This is a genomic window from Corynebacterium tuberculostearicum, from assembly GCF_022347385.1.
Classification (GTDB): Bacteria; Actinomycetota; Actinomycetes; order Mycobacteriales; family Mycobacteriaceae; genus Corynebacterium; species Corynebacterium tuberculostearicum_M.
Map to the genome: position 1 here is coordinate 39,708 of NZ_JAKRDT010000004.1, position 23,514 is coordinate 63,221.

Consider the following 23,514-nt stretch of genomic DNA (forward strand, 5'->3'; position numbering starts at 1 on the left):
GCTACCCAGCCACGGCAAGGAAAGGGGCGCGAGTCCATGGACCTGGTTCGCATTCTCGTTACACGGTCGGCGCCATATACGCCGTATTTCATCGCGGTACTTGTCCTGCAGGCCTTATCTACGGCCGCCACGCTGTACCTTCCATCGCTTAACGCCAAGATCATCGATGAAGGTGTATCTCAGGGCGATGTGGACTTCATCTGGCGCACCGGCGGCATCATGCTGGCCGTCGCGTTTGCCCAAGTCATCACCGCCATTGGCGCGGTGTGGTGCGGCAGCCGCACCGCCATGGGTGTCGGCCGAGATCTACGCGGCGAGGTCTTCCGCCACGTTAATTCCCTCTCCACTGAGGACATGAGCCGCTTTGGCACGCCTACGCTCATTACCCGCGGCACCAATGATGTCCAGCAGGTGCAGATGGTCTACATGATGATGCTGAACTTCATGGTGACCGCACCCATCATGTCCATCGGCGGCATCATTATGGCCGTGCGCGAAGACGCAGGCTTGTCCTGGCTGGTGTGGGTGTCCGTAGCGGTACTGCTCGGCACCATCTCCGTTATCATTTCCCGCCTCATGCCGCTCTTCCGCTCCATGCAGGACAAGCTGGATTCCATCAATGGCACCCTGCGCGAGCAGATCACCGGCATCCGCGTGGTGCGTGCCTTCGTGCGCGAGGCCTATGAGTCCGAGCGCTTTACCGAGGAAAATAAAAACATCACCCGCCTGTCCTTGAACATCGGCCGGCTATTCGTGGTGATGTTCCCGCTCATTACGGTGATCCTCAACGTGGCCACCGGCGCGGTCCTGTGGTTCGGCGGCCACCGCGTAGATGAGGGCTTGGTCAACGTCGGCTCGCTCACCGCATTCCTGCAGTACCTGCTGCAGATTCTGGCGGCGGTCATGATGGGTACCTTCATGGCGATGATGCTGCCGCGCGCCATCATCTGTGCCCGCCGCATCACCGAGGTGCTCCAGCACGAGCCCTCCATTACCCCACCCAGCTCCACCACCTCTCCGGAGGCCTGCGCGGGCACGGTGGAATTTCGCAACGTGGGCTTTTCTTATGCCGGTGCGGATGCGCCGGTGCTAGAAGACATTTCCTTTACCGCTAAGCCCGGCACCACCACCGCCATCATCGGCTCCACGGGCTCGGGCAAGACCACCCTGGTTTCCCTCATCCCACGCCTGTACGTGCCGACGGAGGGCCAGGTGCTTATCGACGCCACCCCTACCACCTCCCTGGCCCGCCAGGACATCGTCCAGCGCGTCTCCCTCGTCCCGCAGAAGGCTTACCTATTTAGCGGCACTGTGGCCTCCAACCTGCGCTTGGGCCGCCCCGAAGCCACCGATGACGAGCTCTGGGAGGCGCTGCGCGTGGCTCAGGCGGACTTCGTAGAAGACTTGGACATGCCCATCGCACAGGGCGGCACCAACGTCTCCGGTGGCCAGCGCCAGCGCCTGTCCATTGCGCGCATGCTTGTTGCCCGCCCGCTGGTCTATCTCTTCGATGATTCCTTCTCCGCGCTGGACGTGGCCACCGATGCCAAGGTGCGCGCCGCAATGCGCGCCTCCTTTGCCGAGCGCGAGCAGCCGGTGACCAGCATTATCGTCGCCCAGCGCGTGGCATCCATTCGAGATGCCGACCAAATCCTGGTGCTGGACGCCGGCCGCATCGTTGACCGTGGCACGCACGAGGAGCTCCTTGGCCGCTGCGCGGTCTACCAAGAAATCGTTGATTCCCAAGAAACCGCCGGTGTTGCAGGAGGCGAAAACTAATGGCTGAGAACACCACTTCTACCGCCGAGTCCACGGATGCCGGTTTTGATCCGATGGGCGGCTCCGCACCCCGCCAGGCCAAGAATTTCTGGCCCTCCACCAAACGCCTTTTCTCCCTGCTTGCTCCCTTCAAGCGCAGTCTGTGGGCCGTCGCGGCAATGAACATAGTCTGTATCTTCTTGGCCGTGGTAGCCCCGAAGATCATGGGCAAGGCCATGGACGTCATCTTTGCCGGCGTCATTTCGCGCAACCTGCCCTCTAATATCTCCGCCGAGCAAGCCATTGCGGGCATGCACGCTGAGGGCCAGGACCGCTTTGCGGATATGGCTTCCGCGATGGACTTCGTCCCCGGTGAAGGCATCGATTTTAACCACCTGGGCACGCTCATCATCACCGTGATCGCGATGTACATCGTCTCCTCTGGCTTCCAGTGGTGGCAGGGAGCCATCCTCAACCAGGTAAGCATGGATACCGTGTTTGACCTGCGCGAGCGCGTGGAGGCGAAGATTAATGCGCTACCTCTCAACTACTTTGATTCCCAGCAGCGCGGCGATATCCTTTCGCGTACCACCAATGACATCGACAACGTGCAGCAGGCCCTGCAGCAGGCGCTATCGCAGCTGTTTTATGACGCGCTGCTGGTCATTGGCATCACCATCATGATGTTCAGCGTCTCCTGGCAACTCGCTCTGGTGGCCCTCCTGTCCCTGCCGCTTACCGGCTTAGTCATTGGTGTCATCGGTAGCCGCTCGCAGCGCCAGTTCAAAACCCAGTGGCGCTCCACCGGTCAACTCAACGGCCAGGTAGAAGAATCCTTCTCCGGCCACGACCTCGCCATCGTCTTTGGCCGCACGGAGGCCATGACGGAGGAATTCGACAAGCGCAACGAGGAGCTCTACCACTCCGCAGCTAAGGCACAATTCCTCTCGGGCATCATGATGCCCATCATGCAGTTCCTGTCCTACCTGTCCTACGTGGCCATTGCGGTCCTGGGCGGCCTGCGCGTGGCCAATGGACACATGACTCTGGGCGCTGCCACCGCGTTTATCCAGTACTCCCGCGAGTTCAACCAGCCGCTCGGCCAGCTCGGCGGCATGATGCAGCAGGTGCAATCCGGCGTGGCCTCGGCCGAGCGCGTCTTTGAGCTTCTCGACGCCGAAGAGCAAGCCCCCGACACCACCGACGAGGACCTTCCCGGCCGCGCCCAAGGGCTCGTGGAGTTCCAGGACGTTGACTTCTCTTACGCAAAGGATAAGGAGCTCATCACCGGCCTCAACCTGCGCGTGGAGCCTGGCCAGACCGCGGCCATTGTCGGCCCCACCGGTGCCGGCAAAACCACCCTGGTCAACCTGCTCATGCGCTTCTATGAGCTAGATGACGGTCAGATCCTCATTGATGGGCACGATATCGCCCGTATGCCGCGCCATACCCTGCGTTCCCAGGTGGGCATGGTGCTCCAGGACGCCGTACTCTTTAAGGGCTCGATCATGGAGAATATCCGCTACGGCCGCTTGGATGCGACGGACGAAGAGGTCATCGCGGCGGCAAAGGCAACCTATGTGGACCGCTTCGTTCACGCCCTGCCCGACGGCTACGACACCATCATCGACCAAGACGGCGGCGCAATCTCCGCCGGCGAGCGCCAGCTCATCACCATCGCCCGCGCGTTCTTGGCCCAGCCCGCGCTGCTCATCCTCGATGAGGCCACCTCTTCGGTCGATACCCGTACCGAGGTCCTCGTCCAGGAGGCGATGAACGCGCTACGTGCAGACCGCACCTCCTTCGTCATTGCCCACCGCTTGTCCACCATTCGCGATGCTGACCTCATCCTCGTCATGGAAGACGGCACCATCGTGGAACAGGGCTCGCACGACGATCTCCTTGCGGCACAAGGCGCATACTGGCGTCTACACCAGTCCCAGTTCGCTCAAGGGTAGACCTTCCCCGGCGGCGAGCTACTCCAGCCCTACCGTCACGGTCGGCGCGTTAAAGTGAGCACCCTTGAGGTTTACCAGCTCAAGGGTGACATCGCGCAGCTCAATGTGCTCCATGATTACGTCGGGCACTTCCGCATCGGGGACGGGATGCGGCTCTGGAACACCAAGTTTGTCCAACACGGCATTGATATCGTCGCGGCTTAAATCGATATTCGCCCGGGGTGCAGAAACCTTACCCACCGCCGGGGTGGCTGTGAGCTCGGTAGCCATAATGGTCACCGGTCCGCCGCGTACCTCGGTGGTATCCCCTCCCGTGGTCAGCATGCCAACGCCGTAGCGGCCAGGCAGCGTGATGCCAAGGTTGTCGATGTCGAGGTTCTCGCCCTTCAGCTCTAGAACCCGCACATCACCGCTGGCGGTGGGGAAAGTACCCAAAGAAACGGTGACATTTTTCGTCAGCGTCACCTTATCCGCGAAGACGGTACTGAAGTACGGAACCGCCGGGGCATCTTGCGCATTAACCCGTTCGGAACCACTCACACCACCCACCACCAGGGCACAGGTGAGTACGGCCAAGCAGCTACGCGCCGCCCGCGGCATCGCCCTCGTCATTGCTCTGCTGCTTCCTTAGGGCGGCGCTTTTGCTCCCCCGGCTGCCACGCAAAGGTAAAGGCCCCGCCAATGATGCCGAGCAGGGAGCCGATGACGAAGCCGCCCAAATTGGACGTCGGCAAGGCGATAATGGCCACGATGATGCCTAGCACACCGACATAAGTCGAGGTTGCCGGCTGGAACCACGCACCAAGGCCGAACATGGCCAACAAGACGCCGATAAGCAGCGTAGAGACGCCAGAGATGGTGGAAATCATCACCAAAAGGTCAGAGATCCGAATGGTGATATAGGCCGGCGCGGCAATGATGATGCCGGACAAAATAAGCAATAGCCCGGGAAGGAAGGGCCGACCACTGCGCCAGTGGCGGAAGCGCTGCCACAGGCTGGGCTTAGATTCCTCCTCGCCCGTTGCCTCCGCCGCCGGGAGGGTCTGTGTTTCTTCCGTGCTGGACTCAGCAGCCATTATCGGACCCCCTCCTCACCGTCACTCCCACATTCTTGGCAGAAAGGCGCTGCGCGCCCACGGAGGTGGCCTTCACATCATCCGCTTTGAGGGAAACTTGCTTGGAATAGAGACCCCAGGCGCCGGGATCGGCGGTATCGCTGAGCTGATTCGCATCGATGCCCACGTTGACATCCTGCATCACCAAGGAACCATCCACGTCGGTCGCACCGACCAGCAGGCTATCGGATTCCACACTGCCCTCGCCCTCAGCCTTCAGCGCTAGGGTGGCCTCCCCACCAACGCCGGGCACCTTGGGAACCGTCACGGAAAGGCAGAGATCAGAGACCTTCGCATGCTCCAGTTTGATACGCGCGACGGGAAGGTGCTCTTCGGCCTTTTGATCATCATCAACAAAAAGCGAAAAGCCCTCTCCATCCAAGTGCCCCATGGTGATTCTAAAGAAGCTACCGGAAAGGGCCAGGTTCGCGGTCAAGCCGCCCTGCGCCACGGCGAATCCAGTAACACCAAAGGCAGCAAGGCCTGCGGTCAAGGCCACCGCGGCCTTGGTGATATTGGTTTTGCCCATGGCGGTTTACCCTTTCTGCGGCAGTCTCGGTCTTCTTCTTGCCCGGCCACATTACGGACGCCGACACTGTATTATTCCGCCGCCGTGCACAGCACGTTTAGCAGAATATGGCGGCCGAGTTTCTCATCTTGACAGTGTACAGCCCACCCTGCCGTGATACCGCACTGAATGCAGACTCTCTGATTTCCACCCCTAGGCTTTAAGGTAGATAACAACGTGGAGCATCAGTAATAAAGGAGCACGCATGACCACCGTGTTCGGTTGGATAGCTATAGCCGCATCGATTCCGGTGTGGCTGTACTTTTTCACCCGCGTATGGGCCCTCTTTAAGTTCATCCGCTCGGGCGGACCCACCCAGCTCAAGCGCACCGATAGTCCGGGTAAGCGTTTATGGCGCGTAATTGCGGAGGTCTTTGGCCACTCCCACTTCAAGGGTAAACCGCTGGTCAATGCCGCCCACTGGCTGGTAATGGTGGGCTTCCTCTTTGGCATTTTGGTGTGGTTTGAGGCCTATATCCAAACCTTCGCGCCGGATAAGGGCTGGCCGTGGCTCAGCCACTGGCCGGTCTACCACTTCGTCGAGGAAGTCTTAGGCATCGCGACGGTCCTAGGTATTGGTTTCCTCATCGGCGTGCGCCTCAAACTCGGCGATACTGAGCGGGGCAGCCGCTTCTTCAACTCCCAGACCGCCGCGGCGCGCTGGGTAGAGTTCATTGTCTTTTCTGAGGGACTCGGCATGATCCTGGTGAAGTCCACCAAGATCGCCACCTACGGCGGCGGCTCCGCCTGGGCGGATTTCTTGAGCGTCCACCTTGCCAAGCTCTTCCCTGCATCCCCAGCATTGGTGAGCTTCTTCGCCCTGTTCAAGCTGCTGTCCGGCATGCTGTTTATTGTCTTTATTTCCCGCAATTTCCAGTGGGGCGTGATGTGGCACCGCTTCACCAGCTTCTTCAATATCTTCTTCCAGCGCAACGCCACCGGTGAAAAGGCGCTGCAATCCCTGCCCACCCCGGACTTGGAGGAAGACATCACCCCGGGTAGCTGGAAGATGCTGCTGGATTCCACCTCGTGTACCGAGTGCGGCCGCTGCCAAGAGCTATGCCCGGCGTGGAATACCGAAAAGCCGCTGAGCCCCAAAAAGTTCATGATGGACCTGCGCCAGGGCGCACTGGATAACTACAATCCGCACGAGGGCCTGGATGTGCTGTCCATGGCCGGCGTTATCGATGATGACGTGCTCTGGTCTTGTACCAACTGCGGTGCCTGCGTGGATCAGTGTCCTACCGATATTGAGCACATCGATCACATTGCGGATCTGCGCCGCTTCAAGGTGCTTGCGGAATCGGACTTCCCTTCCGAGCTCACCGGCCTGTTTAAGAATATGGAAAACAAGGGCAATCCATGGGGCCGGAATAATTCTGAGCGCCGCGCCTGGATCGATGAGGCCCGCGCCGATGGCATCGACGTCCCCATCATTGGTGAGGACGAGGCCGATTTCTCCGATATGGAATACCTGCTCTGGGTGGGCTGTGCTGGCGCTTATGATGACGATGGCCGCCGCACCACTCGTGCCGTAGTAGACCTTCTGCATACCGCAGGCGTGAAGTTTGGCGTGCTCTCCACGGGTGAGACCTGTACGGGTGATCCTGCCCGCCGCGCCGGCAACGAGTTCCTTTTCCAGATGATGGCGCAGCAAAACGTGGAGACCCTCAACAACGCCTTCGACGGGGTCCCGGAGGGCCAGCGCAAGATCATCACCACCTGCCCGCACTGCTTTAACACGATCCGCAATGAGTACCCGGACTTTGACGGGCACTTCGACGTCTTCCACCACACCCAGCTGCTCAACCGGCTGGTCCGCGAGGGCTTGCTCAAGCCGGTGCCGCGCACGCCGGAGAATCGCAAGCCCATTACCTACCACGATCCGTGCTTCCTCGGCCGCCACAATAAGGTCTTCGATCCTCCGCGCGAGCTGCTCGAGGCCACCGGCGTGGAGCTGCGCGAGATGGACAAGAGCCGCGATGAAGCCTTCTGCTGTGGCGCCGGCGGCGCCCGCATGTTCATGGAGGAAAAGCTCGGCACTCGCATCAATGACTTCCGCACCGAGCAGGCCCTAGAGACCGGCGCGGAAGAAATCGCCACCGGCTGCCCCTTCTGCAATGTCATGATGACTGGCGGCGTGAAGTCCTTGGCGCAGGATTCCACCCCCACCACCAAGGTCAATGACGTGGCGGTTATGCTGCGCAATTCCATCTCCCTCGACGAGTCAGGCACCCTGCCGGAGCCCAATCCCAAGGCCTTCCTCTCCACCCCTGTGCGCCACCAAAAGTCGGCCAGCGCCAAAGAAACCCCGCTTGCCGACGCCCCCACTTCCGCCACCCCAAACACCACCCACACCCCGGCCGCTTCTGCAGCACCGGCCGCACCCGCAGCGCCGGCTGCACCGCAAGCTCCTCGAGCGCCAAAGGCTCCCGCGGCACCGAGTGCACCCACCCCTCCAAGTGCTCCAGCAGCACCTGCGCCCAAGGCACCAGGCGCGCCGACCCCGCCTAGCGCACCTGCAACGCCAGCGGCACCAGCCGCACCAACTGCGCCACAAGCTCCCCAAGCACCAGCGGCTCCAGCCGCTCCCGCAGCACCAAGCGCGCCTACCCCTCCAAGTGCCCCGCCGGCACCTGCGCCCAAGGCACCAGCCGCTCCAACACCACCAAGCGCACCCGCAGCGCCGGCTGCGCCCGCGCCAAGTGCACCTTCTGCTCCGTCGGCACCGACCCCGCCAGCTGCACCGCAGACTCCCCAAGCACCGGCAGCTCCCGCAGCACCAAGCGCGCCTACCCCACCGAGCGCCCCGGCAGCACCTGCACCACAGGCACCAGCCGCTCCAACACCGCCAAACGCACCCGCAGCACCCGTAGCACCGACGCCTCCAGCGGCGCCGAAACCGCCACAGGCCCCTGCTGCGTCCACCCCGCCAAAGGCTGAGCCGCCAGCCGCACCAACCCCGCCAGCACCTCCGGCGGCTCCGGCACCACCGGCGTCGGAAAGCGTGCCAAAGCCACCTGAATCTGAGTAGGCGCGCAGGGGCATTGGTGCGTACGCTGTAGTCCATGCATTTTAATGCGGGACTCCCCACCGATGCCCTGCTGCTGGCGGCAGGCGCAACCGAAAATACAAATTCCCTAGTCTCTTTCGCCTGGATTATGGCCGCGGCTCTACTCGCGCCGCTGGTCTCTTATATGTTGGGCTACCGCCTGCCGTCGGTGGCCCTCTTGCTGATTTTCGGCATGATAATTGGCCCCTCCGTACTCGACCTCGCAGCCGAGGATGAAGGCATCGAAATGCTCAAGGAGCTCGGCGTGGGCGCGCTGTTCCTCCTCGCGGGCTTTGAGATTCAAATCTCTACCCTCAAAACCAAAGAAGCCGGCACGGCACTATCTACCTGGATCATCTGTGCCCTCGCCTGTGGCGTGGGCGCCTACTTCTTGGTGGATAACGTCCCCGGTGCCATCGTCGTCGCCTTGGCGCTAACGTCAACGGCGCTGGGCACACTCACGCCGATGCTGAAACAGGACCGCATTCTGGGCACCAAGGTGGGCAACTCCGTGATGATTCACGGTGCCATTGGTGAGGTCGCCCCCATTACCGCAATGGCGCTGCTGCTGGGTACTCGTTCCACGCTGACGACGATGATCATTTTGTTGTTCTTCATCATCATCGCCGTTGCCGTCGCCGTTATGCCGGCGGCCATCGCCTCGACCATCCCTTGGGTGAAGACCGCCTTTATCTCCGGTGCGGGCTCCACCAACCAGACGATCTTGCGTCTTATCATCCTGATTCTGGCCATCCTCATGGCGGTTACGGCAGTCTTTGAACTCGATATCGTGCTCGGTGCCTTTGCCGCTGGCATTATTTTGAACCGCATCATCCCGGATGAATTCCACCGCCGCCTTGAACACCGCCTCGATGTGGTGTTTTATTCCATGCTCATCCCAGTTTTCTTCGTGGTCTCTGGCATGAGCATTAGCTGGGATACCATCGCCAATAATCCGTGGAAGGTGCTGGGCATTCCAGCCCTTATTCTGGTGACACGTGGTCTGCCGGTCTTCCTGCGCGAAAATGTAGCGCATACCGGATCCGATATTGAAACCATCCGCGAGCGCCTCCAAGTGGGCTTGTATTCCGCCACCGGTCTGCCGATCATCGTGGCGGTGACCACCTTGGCGGTGAACTCCAAGATTATGGAACCCGAAATTGCCTCCATCTTTGTCTCCGGCGGCGCACTTACCGTCGCCCTCTTCCCATTCCTCGCCAGCCTGGTGGGCGGCAAGAAACAGCCCGAGAAGAAAGACGAGGCGAACTCCACCACTGAGCCCAAGGACCTATAGGCAGCGTTCGCTAAGAGCACGTCCCTAGCAGGGAGGAAATTTCCTAAACTGGGAAGCGTGAGTAATAGCTTTGGTTCTTCCCCTATCAATCGGACGATGCGCCTGTCCGATTCCGAGCGCAACGATGCCATCAATGACCTCGCCCGCGCCGTGGGTGAAGGCCGGTTAACCATGGAAGAGTTCGAGGATCGCTCGGACGACGTCATGCGCGCTAGCACCCACCAAGACCTCGTGCCCGTCTTTCAAGACATTCCGGCGCGTGGTTCCCACGAGGTCAAGGTTTATTCTCGCGGTGAGGTCACGCGCGCCCATAATGCGGGCAAGAAGCCAAAGTTTGCGACCGCACTTTCCGGCTCGGTGCTGCTTGCCGTTGCCAGTCCAACGCTTATCGTGATGAGCGCGACCTTGAGCAGCCCATGGCTTTTGCTCGGAGGCGCGGCAGCAGCCGCGCTCATCCCTATCCTGTGGATTCTGCTCTATGTTGCCAAGGTGGGCCCTTCCTCGTGGCACGCCCCATCTGTACGCCAGATTGAGAAAGAACAATTGCGCGAGATTCGCGCGCTCACGGCGCATGAGCGCGCACAGCAAAAGATGATCGAAGAAAAGATGTGGGCCGATCGACGCATGCAAGCCGGCGAAATTACCGGGCAGGCTATGGATCTGGCCAAGCGCAAGTTCAACGAGTGGAATAAAAAATAGTCATCGCTGCTTTTAAAGCGTTTTGTGTGGCTGTGAATCGTGGCACAATAATTCCATGACTTCTCCGAAACACCGCATTTTTGACCAGTCCGACAAGCTCAAGGGCGTCGCGTATGACATCCGTGGCGAGGTCTCTGCGGAAGCGGAACGCATGGAGCTCGATGGGCACACCATCTTAAAACTCAACACCGGTAACCCAGCCGTCTTTGGCTTCGAGGCTCCCGATGTCATCATGCGCGATATGATCGCTGCCCTGCCTACTTCCCAGGGCTATTCCACCTCCAAGGGAATCATTTCTGCTCGTCGGTCCATTGTTACCCGCTACGAGCTTGAAGATTTTCCGCCCTTTGATATCAACGATGTCTTCTTGGGCAATGGCGTCTCCGAGCTCATCAGCATGACCACCCAGGCGCTGCTTAATAATGGCGATGAGGTTCTCATTCCGGCGCCGGATTATCCGCTGTGGACCGCAGCTACGTCCCTGGCAGGCGGCACCCCTGTGCACTACCTGTGCGATGAGGAGGATGACTGGAATCCATCCATTGAAGACATCGAGTCCAAGATTACGGATAAGACCAAGGCCATTGTGGTCATCAACCCGAATAACCCAACGGGTGCTGTCTACTCACGCGAAGTTTTGCAGAAGATTGTCAACATCGCCCGCGAGCATAACCTGCTCATCTTGGCTGATGAGATCTATGACCGCATTCTTTACGACGGCGCGCAGCATATCTCCATTGCTTCGCTCGCCCCAGACCTGCTCACCATCACATTTAATGGCTTGTCCAAGGCCTACCGCGTGTGTGGCTACCGCGCTGGTTGGATGGTGCTCACCGGCCCTAAACACCACGCCCGTGGCTTCATCGAGGGACTGGAGCTCCTAGCCGGAACGCGCCTGTGCCCGAATGTGCCGGCGCAGCACGCTATCCAGGTGGCGCTAGGTGGCCGGCAGTCCATCTACGAGCTCACCGGTACCGGCGGGCGCCTTTTGCGCCAGCGCAATATTGCCTACGAAAAGCTCAACGAGATTCCGGGCGTTTCTGCGGTAAAGCCCATGGGCTCGCTCTACCTCTTCCCGCGCTTGGATCCGAACGTGTATGAGATTCATGATGATGCCAAGCTCATGCTGGATATTTTGAAGGCAGAAAAGATCCTCATGGTGCAAGGCACCGGCTTTAACTGGCCGAACCCGGATCACTTCCGCGTGGTGACGCTGCCGTGGGCATCCCAAATCGAAAACGCCATTGAGCGCCTAGGTAACTTCCTAGTGAGCTACAAGCAGTAGTTTCCCACCAGTTGCTAACGATAGTGATAATCCATAACAATATGGTGCATGGGAAGACATTCTGCGGGACCTAAATCTCAGCCGACCCCTAGTTCATGGCGTCGGCTCTCTGCTTCGATAACTCAGCATCCATGGCGATTAACTTTGCTCGGTGTGCTCGTCACAGCGCTTATTGCCACCATTGCGGGCATGGCATTGCTGTGGCCTCAGAGTCCAGCTTCCGAGCACACCTCCACTGAGTTTCAGCAAACCTATGCCCTCAACCACCCACAGGTGGAGGGCACGGTCGATACGACAGACCACTCGGCTTGCCAATCGGAACTTACTGGGCAGGCCTTCGATACGCCGCCACTTATTCCTGGGACTGAGGAAGTGCAGTGCGACCGTGCCCTAGTCAACATCACCTCCGGCGAGGACGAAGGACGCATGACCCAATTGGTCACCTACGGCAATGCCGGCGATCCGCAGCTTAAACCGGGCGACAACATTGTTCTTTCCAAGGCTAATGACCCTTCCGGTGCTGTGTCCTATGCTTTCGCTGATTATCAGCGCACCGGAAACCTAGCTCTGTGGGCAGTTATCGTGGCCGTCGTCATTATCGCTTTTGCGGCCTGGCATGGCGTGCGCGCCCTTATCGGCTTGACGCTTAGCCTAGGCGTGATCTTTGCGTTCCTCGTCCCCGCTCTTATCGACGCCCATAACCCCCTCTGGTCCGCCCTTGTTGCCTGTTCCGCCATCATTCTGTTCGCCGTTCCTCTCGTCCATGGACTGAATTGGAAATCGGCATCGGCGGTGGGCGGCTCCCTTATCGCTCTCATTCTTGCAGCAGCGTTAGCGTGGGCCGCTATCGATAGTTCGCAGCTACAAGGCTATAGTTCCGAGGACAACCTGAAGCTACTTCTTTATATGCCCAACGTGTCCATCGTGGGCGTGCTCTTATGCGGTTTTGTGGTCGGTGCCTTGGGCAGCCTTGCCGACGCCGCCGTGGCCCAAGCATCCACCATTACCGAACTCCACGGAGCGGACCCTGATGCTCGCCCTTCACAGCTTTTCCTCTCCGCAATGAAGGTGGGCCGCGACCATATTGCCTCAATGGTTTATACGCTAATTCTGACCTATACCGGTGCGACCTTGCCACTGCTCATGTTGATCACCGCAGCGGAGCGCCCCGCAGGCCAGATTTTAAGCAGCGATCTCGTCGCAACGGAGCTGCTGCGTTCCGGAGTAGGTGCGATGGCATTGACCCTCGCGGTTCCCATCACCACAGCCATTGCAGCTTTCACAGTGCCACAGCGCGCACAAGCTTAGGGCCCTTATGCAGAAGGCTGAGCAGCGCAATAATCACGCTGCTCAGCCTTTGTATCTCAGATGTAGCGGACCTAGAGGGTGCGCCCCAAGGCATCGACCTTCCAGCCCGCCTGTTGCCAGTCTGCGACAGGCAGCACATTGCGGCCATCGATAATGTGCTTATTGTCCACGAGCTGGCCCGCTTGCTGCGGATCCAATTCCTTGAACTGCTTCCACTCGGTTGCCAGAATAACTAGCTCAGCCTCACGCAGGGCATCGTCAGTGTCCGCGGCGTAATCCAAGGTGGGGAATACCTTCTTCGCGTTGTCCATGCCTTCTGGGTCATAGACGGTTACTGCCGCGCCAGCCAGCGACAGGGAACCGGCAACGGCAAGGGCAGGCGAATCGCGCACGTCATCGGAATTCGGCTTAAACGCACAGCCCAATACGGTCACGCGGTGGCCAAGCAGGGAGCCATTGAAGGCTTCCTTGGCAAGGTCCACCACGCGGTCACGGCGGCGCATATTGATAGCATCCACCTCACGCAGGAAGGTCAGCGCCTGGTCGGCGCCAAGCTCGCCAGCACGGGCCATGAAGGCGCGGATGTCCTTGGGCAGGCAACCGCCACCAAAGCCGAGGCCAGCGCCCAGGAACTTGCGGCCGATGCGTTCGTCGAGCCCAATGGCGTCGGCAAGAGCGGTAACGTCCGCGCCTGCAATCTCGCAGATCTCAGAAACGGCGTTGATAAAGGAAATCTTGGTGGCCAGGAACGCATTAGCGGAGACCTTGACCAGCTCGGCGGTCTGCCAATCCGTCACGATGAATGGGGTGTCCTGCGATAGCGGCTGAGCATAAACCTCGCGCGCTACCTCTTCGGCACGGCTTTCGCCCTCGCGCACACCGAGAACGATGCGGTCTGGGGTGATGGTGTCCTTGACGGCATACCCCTCACGCAGGAACTCCGGGTTCCATGCGATTTCCACGGTGGTGCCTTCTGGGGCAAGCTCATTGGCTAGCTCTTGGAGCTCTGCAGCCGTTCCCACCGGAACGGTGGACTTACCAAAGATGATGTGATCGCCCTTGAGCTTGGGCACCAGATCCGTGATGACGGCCTTCACGTAGGTCATATCCGCTGCGTAGGAACCGCGGCGCTGCGGGGTACCTACGCCCAAAAAGTGCAGGTTGCCGAACGCGGCTGCTTCTTCATAGTCCGTGCTGAAGTCAAGACGGCCGGCCTCGATATTGCGCTCGAGAACCTCCGGTAGGCCCGGTTCATAGAACGGAACCTTGCCCGATTTAAGAGCGGAAATTTTATTGTCATCTACGTCCACGCCTAGTACTTCATGGCCAAGCTCGGCCATGCAGGCAGCATGGGTTGCACCCAAGTATCCGGTGCCGATTACAGTCATACGCATAAAGCCCCATATTAGAGGCTCTATGTGAATGCCGGTTTAAGCCTATCGAAAATTCAGGTAAGACTTCGATGGCGTCGGTCCGCGCTGACCCTGGTACTTCGAGCCCAGCGAGCCGGTGCCATATGGGCTTTCCGCTGGTGAAGTCATCTTGAAGATAGCCAGCTGCCCCACCTTCATGCCCGGCCACAGGGCGATGGGCAGGTTGGCGGTATTAGAAAGCTCGAGCGTGATGTGACCGGAAAAGCCTGGGTCAATAAAGCCCGCGGTGGAGTGGGTCAACAATCCTAAACGGCCGAGGGAAGACTTGCCTTCCAAGCGGCCGGCCAAGTCTGCCGGCAGGGTGAATTTTTCCAGCGTGGCACCCAGCACGAACTCGCCTGGGTGCAGGATGAAGGACTGATCTTCTTCTACTTCCACCAAGGTGGTGAGATCCGGCATTTCCTCTTTGGGGTCAATATGCGTGTACCGCGAGTTATTGAAGACTCGGAAATACTTATCTAGGCGCACGTCCACGGACGAGGGCTGGATAAGTTCACTGTCGAAGGGCTCGATGCCCAATTCTTCGGTGTCAATGGCGGCACGGATATCACGATCTGAAAGAAGCACGGCCCCAATTCTACTCATGCCGAAGGCCGCGGTGTATAGTAGGCCGGAGCGTGCAAGCGCGCAGTGCCGACGTAGTTTAATGGTAGAACTGCAGCTTCCCAAGCTGCTGGCGCGGGTTCGATTCCCGTCGTCGGCTCCACTTGTTTTCCCATTTCATGGACTAATTTCATACCTACAGGATGGACCATGACAGCCCCTATCTTCACGCCTAAAACCACAGCGGATCTTCGCGCTGAGCGTGAGCATGTACTTCAAGATCTTGCGCCCCGCACAATCGATGAGCTCCACGAACAGCGCGCGGTTGATCAAATCTTGGTCATCGACGAGGCAACTCTGAATCGGTATGAAGCCCTGTGCTTTGTTATCGGCGACTAGACAGACACGTTTTCTCTCAGAGCTACATCTTCCCTAGCCTGAGATTCAAAAACTACCCCCACGCCAATACCAGGACGCACCGCAACAGACCCCACACAGGAAGGACACAATGGGCAAGCAGGAACCAGCGGAAAACACCGACGCAGCCAAGAAAAAAGGCACCAACCACAACGCCATCATCGCGTTGATCCTGATTCTCGTCGGCCTTGGTGTCTTGCTCTACCCCGTCGTGGCCACGCAGTGGAACAACCACACCCAATCCCGCGCCGCGGAGGAATACGCCAAGCTGGAAAAGCAAGCCCCGCCTGAGGTACTGCACACCGCGTGGGACGAGGCGCAGTCTTACAACGCGCAGCTGGGCCAAATCAGTGTGGAAGACGCTTGGACCACCACCGATAACGAAGACTCCCCCGAGTACCAGCGCTACCGCCAATACCTGTCTGTGCTGTCGGAGACCGATGCCATGGGCCGCATTGTTATCCCCTCCATCGATTCCGATCTGCCCATTTATCATGGCACCTCAGAAAAAGCACTCTCCCGCGGCGCTGGCCACCTCTATGGCACGGACCTACCTGTCGGCGGCGTCGGTGGTGGAGAGGGCCGGCACGCAGCACTTTCCGCTCACACTGGCCTACAAAATGCCACGCTGTGGGACAACCTCACCAAGGTCAAGAAGGGCGATGCTTTCTACATCGCCGCCGGCGGCGAGAAGCTCAAGTACGAGGTGCACGATATTCGGGTCGTCGAGCCTGCGGACACCAGCTCGCTCCACCGTGAGCCAGGCCAGGACCTCGTTACGCTCATTACCTGCACCCCCTACGGTGTAAATACCCACCGCTTGCTCGTCACCGGCCACCGAGTGCCAATGGATCCGGAAGACGAGGCCGCATTCAACAGCTCTGGTATTCACTGGCAGTGGTGGATGTGGGCCATTCTGGCTGCCGCTGCCATCATCGTGCTTCTTCTCATCTACTGGTGGCGCAAATATGTGGGCAACGGCAAGGGCGCCGCGCTTGACGACGACCCGCAGGACTCCTAACCGACAATGAGCATGCAATAAGGCCCGCCCTTCCCTGGTTATTGGAAAAGCGGGCCTTTTCTAAAGTTGCCGCAAGCGGTGGTTCTATGCCGGGCGACGTCGCAAAGCGAGGCACCCTGCCGCGACAATCGCGCCACCAGCGAGCGCCCACAGGCCTACGCCCTCACCACCGGTCTTGGGCAGTGCACCCTTGGTGATGTCAGCGACCTGAAGGACGCCGATTTTCTTCACACAGTTGGCAGAGGTGTCAGATTCAGCGCACCTATTACTGGTGATCGCGGTCCCCCCGGAGAGCACCTTGATGACTGCATTGCCATTCTGATCCCACTCCGTCGAGAACTTGATCGGCGCGGGCAGCAGATTATAGCCGTTCGGTGCCTTGGTCTCGATGAGGTAATAAACGCCAGGGGCGTCCAAGCCTTCGAGCTTGACGCGGCCTGTGGTGGTGGTCGTGGACTGCTTCACCACGGGGTTAGCATCAGCGTTGACGCTGCCATCCGCGTTTAGCTTCAGGTTGCCGTTAGCATCACCGCGGTGGACGGTGAACTGCGCGCCGCCAAGCAACCCGTCGGTTTGGATCTCGTCCGGGTTGTCCGGATTATAGCTCGCCTTTTCGAGCAGGACGTCCATAGTTTCCTTGGTCTCCAGCGGGATACAGTCAGTATCCTTCCAGCCGCCTATTTCTGCCTCGTTCATGAGTCCAAAGTTGGGCTCGTGCAGGCCATCCTTGGTGTAGCAGCGGGTGTTTCCTGCAGGTTGGCTCGGGTACCCGGCGGGTACAGAGGTGCTGTCCAGCTTTGAACGATCCAGCTTGAAACGCACCGTCACCTCGTAGACATGCTGCCCTGTACTTCCGCCAACACCCTTGGATTTAGGTTTAATGATCTTCGGAGTGTCATTCTTGTTGAGTTCGTACGGACCGGCGCCCAGGTACGACTGCGGCTGGCTGGTCCTGTTGAACTCATCCTTGAAGACCACAGTGGCTCCAGTCACCGTGGCAGCACCAACGAACTTCGGGGTGTCCGTGAGCTTGCCGTAGATCACGTCGTTGGTGTCGAAGCCAGGTGCGTCCGGTGCCTCAACTACGACGTTGTACTTCGCAGTGTATTCATTCACTGCACCAAGAACAGGTTGCGGTGTGTTGTCGACAGCAACCTTATTCAAGCAGGCTTCAGTAGCAACGTTGTCATCTTCAGCCGGGCTCGACTCCCCGTCCGTGGCCTGGAAGGCCACCTTGTTGGGACTACACACCGTCTTGAGGTTGCCGTTCTCATCTTTTCGCACCGGCGCAGAGACGACATACTCTACCTTCGCGTGTCCGGGAAGGGTACCCACGTAACCCTTCATGTACCCCACCTCACCACTTGTGGCTGACGGCACGTCCATCCCGGCGTAAATGCCGCTCTCAGGTTTGATCTCATTGGGCCCCGGACCACGGCCGTTGACCACGGTAGATCCCGGACCAAAGCCCTCAAACTTTGCCGTGGGGTCGGTAGCGTTCACACCATAGTGAGTATCCGTTGGTAGGTATTCCCAGAACGTACCACCCGAGCTGGCATTGTCCGTAGTGTTTTCCACGGAGATAGTCCAAAAAGTCCGCACCTCACCGTCCACCACCTTGGTCTCGGAGCGTTGCTTCTTCACCGCAATGTTTGATTGCAGCGCTGGCGGCGGCGGAACTAGGTCGGAGGCCGCGTCCGTGTTAAATGAAGCAGGCAGGTTGTTCATTATGTTGACCAGCTCGAACTTCGGGCTATCATCATCTGGGTTGGTGATCTTTAGCTCAAAGCCCAGCTGATTCGCATTCGCACTACCCGAGCCAAAACCCAGGTTTCCATTGGCGTAGGTCCACGCCTTGCCCCAAGAAGCAGAGGGGTTCGAGATCGTGCGCCCATCCAAGGTCTTGATGCCGGTGAGATCCCAGGTCCTGATGTCGCCGGTCTGTGTGTCAATGCGTTCAAGGATAAGCTTGTCGCCTGCCTGAGCCTTACTCTGGAAACCCCACATATACTTCTGGGCTTGCGGGAGCACCGCCCAGTCCTCCGAGTAGGACTTCTGGCTTCCTAGCACGCGTTGAGCCGTGACTTTGTCGACGTCGACCTTATAAAGGTGACGGCTACCAGAAGTGGACGTGTTGCCCACAAAGAATCCCTCGCTGGTGTACACGCCAGCGTTGAGGAGATCCCGGTCGCCGCTCGTTTCAAACGGGGTACCGGTACTTCCGGCCTTTAAAATAGGCCCAAGATTATATACTTCACCGGTTGCCGGATTGATCTGCAGGAGATTTCCTGCAGGGTAGCAGGGATCACCATTTTGACCGCGAATCTGGCTTACCGCATAAAGCCAGTTATCACTCGAATCAAAGGCTAGAGCATTGTATACCCAGGGAGTGGACTCTCCCACCTGGCGAAAGTCTCGGCCTTGGTTGACTTGACGGCTCAGAATGGAAGTGTCTCGGCGAAGATCCTTAGGTTCACTGGTTACAACGTAGACAGGGCTACCGTCGGCAAATTCAGCTGGGGTGAGATCGCGCTTTGGCTGTCTGCTTGTAACCGGATCTTGGCACTCCTTTTTCGCAGGAACGGTGAAGGAAGCTGTAAACACTGTATCGGCTGGCCCGCGGTGAACACCCTTAAACTGAATCTGTGCGGTGCCACCAATAGTAATCTGCGGCAGGATGACTTGGTATTCCTTGGCGCTAATCCTTTTGTAGGTCACCTTCGCCTCATACCAACCTCCGTTGGCACCGGTGTAATAGATCGTCAGGTCATCAGGGTTAGTCGATAAATAACTGTTAACGCTGGATTTGAGGGTAACCACCGTGCCTTGCGGAATGGACAGCTGGCCGCCAAAAAGCTCACCGGCCGGAATCTTAAAGTTCGGGATATAGCGGCTTCCCTTGAGCACGTATCCATCGTTTACCATCGTGATGGTGCGGTCGCCTGCAGCGTACGGGGTAATGTTCGGCGCCGCCATCAGACGGGCTGGGGCCGCGTCAACGTCAGCAATATCAAGCGGCTCAGTCACCTCCGAAGGGGCTTCTAAGGCTTCGCTGGATTCAGGTGATGACGTGCTGGTAGTCTCCTCGGCTACTCCACGCACGTCGACGGACATCCCGCTCAGTTCGGATTCCTCTGCGACCGCTGGGATCTTCAGTGAGAAAGCTGCCCCTGCTGGCACGTCAGTAGAAAGGCCAGCGATTCGGAAAGTCACTGAAGAACTGGTTGATTTTACAACGAGGTTGTCTCCTTCGCGGACGGGGATCACTTCGCCGTCGATAGTCAGTGTGTAGGCCGAGCCGTCGAACTCCAGTCCTGCAGTCTCAACAGTGAATTCCAACTCCTCCACGGTTCCGGCGTCAACAAAGTGGCCTTCAAATGTTGCGGAGTCGCCAACAGTCAGGCTCAGTTGGTCTGCGGAATCGAGCTTGGTGCGCAGGGTTGTGGTTTGTGCTTCGGCTACGGCACCAACGATTCCGGGCAGAGCAGCCGGTGCAGCAACACCAACAACGAGAGCCAGTGCAGCAATGAACGCCGCAAGAGCACGCCAGCGGTACACAACCGGCTCGACCGGATGAGAATCTGTCCAGGACATTAGCGTCCCTCGCTTTCTGAATTCTTCCTACGGCTAAAGGCAATCATCACGAAACCAGTGGCAATCAATGCCAACGCTGCGGCTACTACACCGATTACCTGTGCACCGGTCATCGCCAATGAGCCACCATTGCCCGACGACGTTACTGGGGTTGAGGTCTTACCGGCACTTGGAGTACCCGGCGGCGTTGTCTCGGGTTGGTGAGGTGGCTTCCCTGGTTTAGTCGGTGGATAGTTCGGAGGTGTTTGCGGGGTATCCGGGCGTGACGGCGGAGCGCTCGGAGCAGATGACGACGTGGGTGGCGTCGGCGTTTCACCCGGTTTGTGGGTCTTAGCCACGATTACTCCTGGTACTGGTTTCGGGTTATCTACCACCGTGTGGAATGGAACCGCCACCACAAACGGGTTTATCTCTCGGTAGGAATCATCCGGCGCTGTAGACGTCACCACATAGAAGCCATGAGCTAGACCATCAAACGTCACCTCGCCATTGGCATTGGTGACCAGATCCACGTGCACATCGGTGCGCCAATCACGAACCTCGTCGAGATTCGCGTTCCGTACGCGGGCTGCGTCGTCAGCGTTGGTCGGGTCCAAGCCGGCAAGCCGGTCCAGATGAATTGTGACACCTTGGATTTTTCCCGAGGGCGGCTGGCCATCGTCGTTGGGATTGCCTTGTGTCAGCCGGATTGTCACTGTATCCGTAGCCGAAGTGCGTTCCGCACCAGTGGACTGCTGCCCGGCAACCTGCACCGCTTCTGCAGCAACGACGCCCGGCCCTGCGAACGCAACCGCACACGCTACTCCGACGGCAACCACTCGGGCCGACCATGCATTTGTCAACCTCTTCATCGCCTTACTCCCGCACGCTACTTTCCTTATTAATAACTTCTTGCACCCCGGTAGCCGCCTTCTGGCGACGCAGCCACCACACCAGCCAACACCCAATGACAATCACCGCAGCCAACAGCGCGTACATCCACCATTGCCAGCCCGGACCATGGGAGTTTTCAAACACCGACTCCTCCCCAGGCTCCATAGGAACCTGATGGCCACGCACCAGCAAGCGATGCGTGTTGATCCCGTACGGGGTGCACGTAATCAGTGTGACGTAATCCTGATCAGCGACTGGCCGTAGGCCATCTACCTCGCTCGGCAGCACAACTTGAATGTCGTCTACGACGTACTTCAATTTGTGGCCAGCAACCTGGATATAGAACACATCTCCCTCGGTGGCAGAGTCGAGGTGATCAAACATCGTCGAATTTGCCAGACCCGTATGCCCCGTAATGACGGAATGGGTTCCTGATCCACCGACCGGCAGGTCAGAACCATACAAATGCCCCAAACCACGCTGCAGTGTCTTATCTGCGGTGCCATGAAACACCGGAAGATCAACGTCTACTGCTGGGAACACGAGGCGGGCCATCGCTTCGGTCTCACCCAACTGCTTCAAATAAGCCTCATAGTCGGGATTGTCTACCCCGATACGGTTCAGCCACGGATCCAAGATCGGACCCGACGTATGTTCTTCGTTGTATGCATGTGCAGCATCCCACACCGAATCCTGCACCTGCGCCGGTGTCTCTTTATCCAGTCGCGCATATTCCTGCGCCACTCTTGAGGCGTTCCAATTGTTCCATGCGGTCGAGACCACTGGGTACAGCATCACCAACAACCCAACGACAACGATTACCGCCGGAAGGACTAGGCCTCCACGGCGCCTGTGCCGTCGGCCTGCATTTTGGCCTACCACCGTAGTCAACGACCCGCACCACCCAAAACAATGCCCCACGCGCTAGCGCAGCGCGACCGGGATTACAACGAAAGAGAATGAAGGGGACTGAAGTCTATACCTAGCCCAGTCCCCTCACTGGGTCGAGCACCATATTTTGATTACCCGACCCGCAGCGCAGACCATCATGGACAGTCTGCGCCACCGGAACTACGCCCGGCTATTAGTTGCGCGCGGTACGACGAGCGAACCAAGCACCAGCAGCAACAATTGCTGCGCCAATAGCAGCCAGGATGCCCACACCGGCACCACCGGTCATCGGCAGGTTCGGGGTGTCGCGCTTGATGTTTTCAATTTCAGAAACAAGGGTGACGGCGTCGTCACCCTCGAGCTCACCAGTCTTCGCGATGTTCTCGCGGGTGAACTCAATTTCGGTAACAGGGTTTTCCGGCAGTGCGTAGCCCGCTGGAGCCTTGGTTTCCTTCAGACAGAACTTCTTGATGTCGGTGACCTGTGCGTTATCTGCGAAGTCGGTGACGTGCAGTCCGTCGATGGTGATGGTGCCGTCAGCACCGGTGGTCCACTTGTCCTGCTCCTTGACGGTCAACTTACCGCCCAGCTTATTTGCCGCGGTGCACTGGTATAGCTCGAACTCAGCACCTTCCAGGACCTTACCGTCCTCCTTGCCGTCCTTCTTCACAACCTTCAGCTTGCCGTGGTAGGTCACGACCTCATTGGTCTTGTTCTTGACCTCGTTGCCGGTGTTCGGGTTGTTGAAGATGACGTCAGCCTGGTTCTTCAGCTCAGTGGTGTCGCCCACTTCCTTGCGCTTGACCTCGAAGGTCAGAGACATCTTGTCACCGGACTTAACCTTGGCAAGGCCCTGGTCGGTCAGCTTAACGACGAGCTTGTTTCCGTTCTCAGCCGGATTGTTGACCTCGTAGTCACCGGCACCCAGAGCGGTCTCTCCAGCCTTGACCTCGGTGACCTTCTGGAAGTCCAAACGCTGGTCCAGCTGATCCTCGAAGCGGAAGGCGGTCAGGCTCTTACCCGCACCCCAGGTCGGAGCATCCGCGTTGATGGTGTAGGTGTACGCGTCCTGGATGTTCTGATCTGCATCCTTGACAGTCTTCTTGGTCTTGGTTTCCGTGTTCTTCGGGTACGCGATGACGTCGTAGTTCCAGGCATCCGATGCCTCGTTAACCATCGGCACCGACACGATGAACGGAGCACCGGCAACGATGCCGTCCGGAGCGTTAGTTTCCTCTACCAAGTAGATGCCCAAAGGCAGATCAGTGAAAGCTGCCTTGCCATCAGTGCCGGTGGTTTCTTCCTTGGTTTCCGCAGTCTTCTTGTCGCCCTTGACGTCAGCAGCCGACTTCGGGAACGCCGCCCAATCATCCTTCTGCAGGTCGTAATCGAGCTTGGTGATCTTGTAGGTCACGCCAGACAGAGCCTCACCCGGAACGCCTGCCATTTCCTTACCGGTAGCCGCAGTACCAGACTCAGCACCCTTCTTCTTGAAGAGGGTGATAGAGCCCTTTTGGTTGAAATTGATGTTTGCCTTGTTCACGGCGCCCTGCTCAGCAGCAGGCTGTGCATCGACAGCACCGTCTTGCGCCAGGGCCCCCGGAGCGGAGATACCCATAGAGAGGCCAACGACGGCAGCGAAAGTAACCGAACGAGCGGTACGAGAGATCTTGTTCACGGAAACTGGTCCTTTACACGAGTTCTG

18 protein-coding genes and 1 tRNA gene are annotated in these 23,514 nt (G+C 58.7%); 10 read left to right on the plus strand and 9 right to left on the minus strand.

Annotation, left to right across the window (positions count from 1 at the left end):
- Window positions 1-36: 36 nt before the first annotated feature.
- Both MHK00_RS03320 and MHK00_RS03325 read left to right on the plus strand, forming a co-directional pair.
- On the plus strand, window positions 37-1,779 hold the full coding sequence (locus tag MHK00_RS03320) for an ABC transporter ATP-binding protein (protein ID WP_250410441.1): 1,743 nt from the start codon (window positions 37-39) through the stop codon (window positions 1,777-1,779).
- Window positions 1,779-3,716 carry an ABC transporter ATP-binding protein gene (locus MHK00_RS03325; protein WP_285439600.1) on the plus strand — a complete coding sequence of 646 codons (1,938 nt, stop codon included), beginning with the start codon at window positions 1,779-1,781 and terminating at the stop codon, window positions 3,714-3,716. The genes MHK00_RS03320 and MHK00_RS03325 overlap by 1 nt, the downstream gene beginning before the upstream one ends.
- 18 nt (window positions 3,717-3,734) lie before the next feature.
- Here MHK00_RS03325 and MHK00_RS03330 read toward each other — a convergent pair whose 3' ends face one another.
- From MHK00_RS03330 to MHK00_RS03340, 3 genes are read right to left on the minus strand one after another with little or no spacing between them, the layout of a single operon-like run.
- Window positions 3,735-4,328 (minus strand): hypothetical protein, encoded by a 594-nt coding sequence (locus tag MHK00_RS03330; protein WP_250410443.1) that lies wholly within the window; start codon window positions 4,326-4,328, stop codon window positions 3,735-3,737.
- A complete protein-coding gene (locus tag MHK00_RS03335) occupies window positions 4,325-4,792 on the minus strand; it encodes a DUF6114 domain-containing protein (protein WP_239278565.1) in 468 nt (155 codons plus the stop codon). Before MHK00_RS03335 ends, MHK00_RS03330 begins: the two co-directional genes overlap by 4 nt.
- Window positions 4,782-5,360, minus strand: coding sequence for a DUF6230 family protein (locus MHK00_RS03340; RefSeq protein ID WP_250410444.1), 579 nt, complete (start codon window positions 5,358-5,360; stop codon window positions 4,782-4,784). The genes MHK00_RS03335 and MHK00_RS03340 overlap by 11 nt, the downstream gene beginning before the upstream one ends.
- 244 nt (window positions 5,361-5,604) lie before the next feature.
- On the opposite strand from MHK00_RS03340, the gene MHK00_RS03345 reads away from it, so the two are divergent.
- From MHK00_RS03345 to MHK00_RS03365, 5 genes are all read left to right on the plus strand, one after another.
- Entirely contained in the window at window positions 5,605-8,433 is a 2,829-nt protein-coding gene (locus tag MHK00_RS03345; RefSeq protein ID WP_250410446.1) for a (Fe-S)-binding protein, read from the plus strand.
- Window positions 8,434-8,467: 34 nt separating this feature from the next.
- Window positions 8,468-9,745, plus strand: a complete 1,278-nt coding sequence (locus MHK00_RS03350) for a cation:proton antiporter (protein ID WP_250410448.1) — start codon at window positions 8,468-8,470, stop codon at window positions 9,743-9,745.
- A gap of 57 nt (window positions 9,746-9,802) precedes the next feature.
- The gene (locus MHK00_RS03355) at window positions 9,803-10,444 is read left to right on the plus strand and encodes a DUF1707 SHOCT-like domain-containing protein (protein WP_250410450.1); all 642 of its coding nucleotides are present in this window, start codon (window positions 9,803-9,805) and stop codon (window positions 10,442-10,444) included.
- 55 nt (window positions 10,445-10,499) lie between these two features.
- Window positions 10,500-11,729, plus strand: coding sequence for a pyridoxal phosphate-dependent aminotransferase (locus MHK00_RS03360; protein ID WP_179387070.1), 1,230 nt, complete (start codon window positions 10,500-10,502; stop codon window positions 11,727-11,729).
- A gap of 144 nt (window positions 11,730-11,873) precedes the next feature.
- Window positions 11,874-13,037 carry a YibE/F family protein gene (locus MHK00_RS03365; protein WP_250410452.1) on the plus strand — a complete coding sequence of 388 codons (1,164 nt, stop codon included), beginning with the start codon at window positions 11,874-11,876 and terminating at the stop codon, window positions 13,035-13,037.
- 71 nt (window positions 13,038-13,108) lie between these two features.
- Here the strand turns inward: MHK00_RS03365 and MHK00_RS03370 are convergent, their stop codons facing one another.
- Both MHK00_RS03370 and dcd read right to left on the minus strand, forming a co-directional pair.
- A complete protein-coding gene (locus MHK00_RS03370; protein WP_250410454.1) occupies window positions 13,109-14,431 on the minus strand; it encodes a UDP-glucose dehydrogenase family protein in 1,323 nt (440 codons plus the stop codon).
- Between the two features lie 42 nt (window positions 14,432-14,473).
- Entirely contained in the window at window positions 14,474-15,037 is a 564-nt protein-coding gene (gene dcd, locus MHK00_RS03375) for a dCTP deaminase (protein ID WP_239191762.1), read from the minus strand.
- Between the two features lie 65 nt (window positions 15,038-15,102).
- Between dcd and MHK00_RS03380 the strand changes: the two genes are divergently transcribed.
- The 3 genes from MHK00_RS03380 to MHK00_RS03390 all read left to right on the plus strand — a co-directional run bounded on the left by MHK00_RS03380 (window position 15,103) and on the right by MHK00_RS03390 (window position 16,451).
- Window positions 15,103-15,176: transfer RNA gene (locus MHK00_RS03380), tRNA-Gly, on the plus strand.
- Window positions 15,177-15,223: 47 nt separating this feature from the next.
- Window positions 15,224-15,412 carry a hypothetical protein gene (locus MHK00_RS03385; RefSeq protein ID WP_005325457.1) on the plus strand — a complete coding sequence of 63 codons (189 nt, stop codon included), beginning with the start codon at window positions 15,224-15,226 and terminating at the stop codon, window positions 15,410-15,412.
- 109 nt (window positions 15,413-15,521) lie between these two features.
- Window positions 15,522-16,451, plus strand: a complete 930-nt coding sequence (locus MHK00_RS03390) for a class C sortase (RefSeq protein ID WP_005325456.1) — start codon at window positions 15,522-15,524, stop codon at window positions 16,449-16,451.
- 84 nt (window positions 16,452-16,535) lie between these two features.
- On the opposite strand, the gene MHK00_RS03395 is transcribed toward MHK00_RS03390, so the two are convergent.
- The 4 genes from MHK00_RS03395 to MHK00_RS03410 form a co-directional block, all read right to left on the minus strand.
- Entirely contained in the window at window positions 16,536-20,045 is a 3,510-nt protein-coding gene (locus MHK00_RS03395) for a DUF6923 family protein (RefSeq protein WP_250410456.1), read from the minus strand.
- Window positions 20,045-20,896, minus strand: a complete 852-nt coding sequence (locus MHK00_RS03400; RefSeq protein ID WP_083312490.1) for a SpaA isopeptide-forming pilin-related protein — start codon at window positions 20,894-20,896, stop codon at window positions 20,045-20,047. The genes MHK00_RS03395 and MHK00_RS03400 overlap by 1 nt, the downstream gene beginning before the upstream one ends.
- Window positions 20,897-20,900: 4 nt before the next feature.
- Complete coding sequence (locus MHK00_RS03405) at window positions 20,901-21,809, minus strand: class C sortase (protein ID WP_049378962.1); 909 nt, start codon at window positions 21,807-21,809, stop codon at window positions 20,901-20,903.
- Window positions 21,810-22,002: 193 nt separating this feature from the next.
- Complete coding sequence (locus tag MHK00_RS03410) at window positions 22,003-23,487, minus strand: SpaH/EbpB family LPXTG-anchored major pilin (RefSeq protein WP_005325453.1); 1,485 nt, start codon at window positions 23,485-23,487, stop codon at window positions 22,003-22,005.
- Window positions 23,488-23,514 lie beyond the last annotated feature (27 nt).

What these genes read in the sequence shown, in the direction of transcription:
- MHK00_RS03345 (WP_250410446.1), top strand. Translation starts at nt 5,605, where the DNA reads ATGACCACCGTGTTCGGTTGGATAGCTATAGCCGCATCGATTCCGGTG.
- MHK00_RS03330 (WP_250410443.1), bottom strand. Translation starts at nt 4,328, where the DNA reads ATGACGAGGGCGATGCCGCGGGCGGCGCGTAGCTGCTTGGCCGTACTC.
- MHK00_RS03385 (WP_005325457.1), top strand. Translation starts at nt 15,224, where the DNA reads ATGACAGCCCCTATCTTCACGCCTAAAACCACAGCGGATCTTCGCGCT.
- MHK00_RS03350 (WP_250410448.1), top strand. Translation starts at nt 8,468, where the DNA reads ATGCATTTTAATGCGGGACTCCCCACCGATGCCCTGCTGCTGGCGGCA.
- MHK00_RS03360 (WP_179387070.1), top strand. Translation starts at nt 10,500, where the DNA reads ATGACTTCTCCGAAACACCGCATTTTTGACCAGTCCGACAAGCTCAAG.
- MHK00_RS03335 (WP_239278565.1), bottom strand. Translation starts at nt 4,792, where the DNA reads ATGGCTGCTGAGTCCAGCACGGAAGAAACACAGACCCTCCCGGCGGCG.
- MHK00_RS03320 (WP_250410441.1), top strand. Translation starts at nt 37, where the DNA reads ATGGACCTGGTTCGCATTCTCGTTACACGGTCGGCGCCATATACGCCG.
- MHK00_RS03395 (WP_250410456.1), bottom strand. Translation starts at nt 20,045, where the DNA reads ATGTCCTGGACAGATTCTCATCCGGTCGAGCCGGTTGTGTACCGCTGG.
- MHK00_RS03325 (WP_285439600.1), top strand. Translation starts at nt 1,779, where the DNA reads ATGGCTGAGAACACCACTTCTACCGCCGAGTCCACGGATGCCGGTTTT.
- MHK00_RS03390 (WP_005325456.1), top strand. Translation starts at nt 15,522, where the DNA reads ATGGGCAAGCAGGAACCAGCGGAAAACACCGACGCAGCCAAGAAAAAA.
- MHK00_RS03370 (WP_250410454.1), bottom strand. Translation starts at nt 14,431, where the DNA reads ATGCGTATGACTGTAATCGGCACCGGATACTTGGGTGCAACCCATGCT.
- MHK00_RS03400 (WP_083312490.1), bottom strand. Translation starts at nt 20,896, where the DNA reads ATGAAGAGGTTGACAAATGCATGGTCGGCCCGAGTGGTTGCCGTCGGA.
- MHK00_RS03340 (WP_250410444.1), bottom strand. Translation starts at nt 5,360, where the DNA reads ATGGGCAAAACCAATATCACCAAGGCCGCGGTGGCCTTGACCGCAGGC.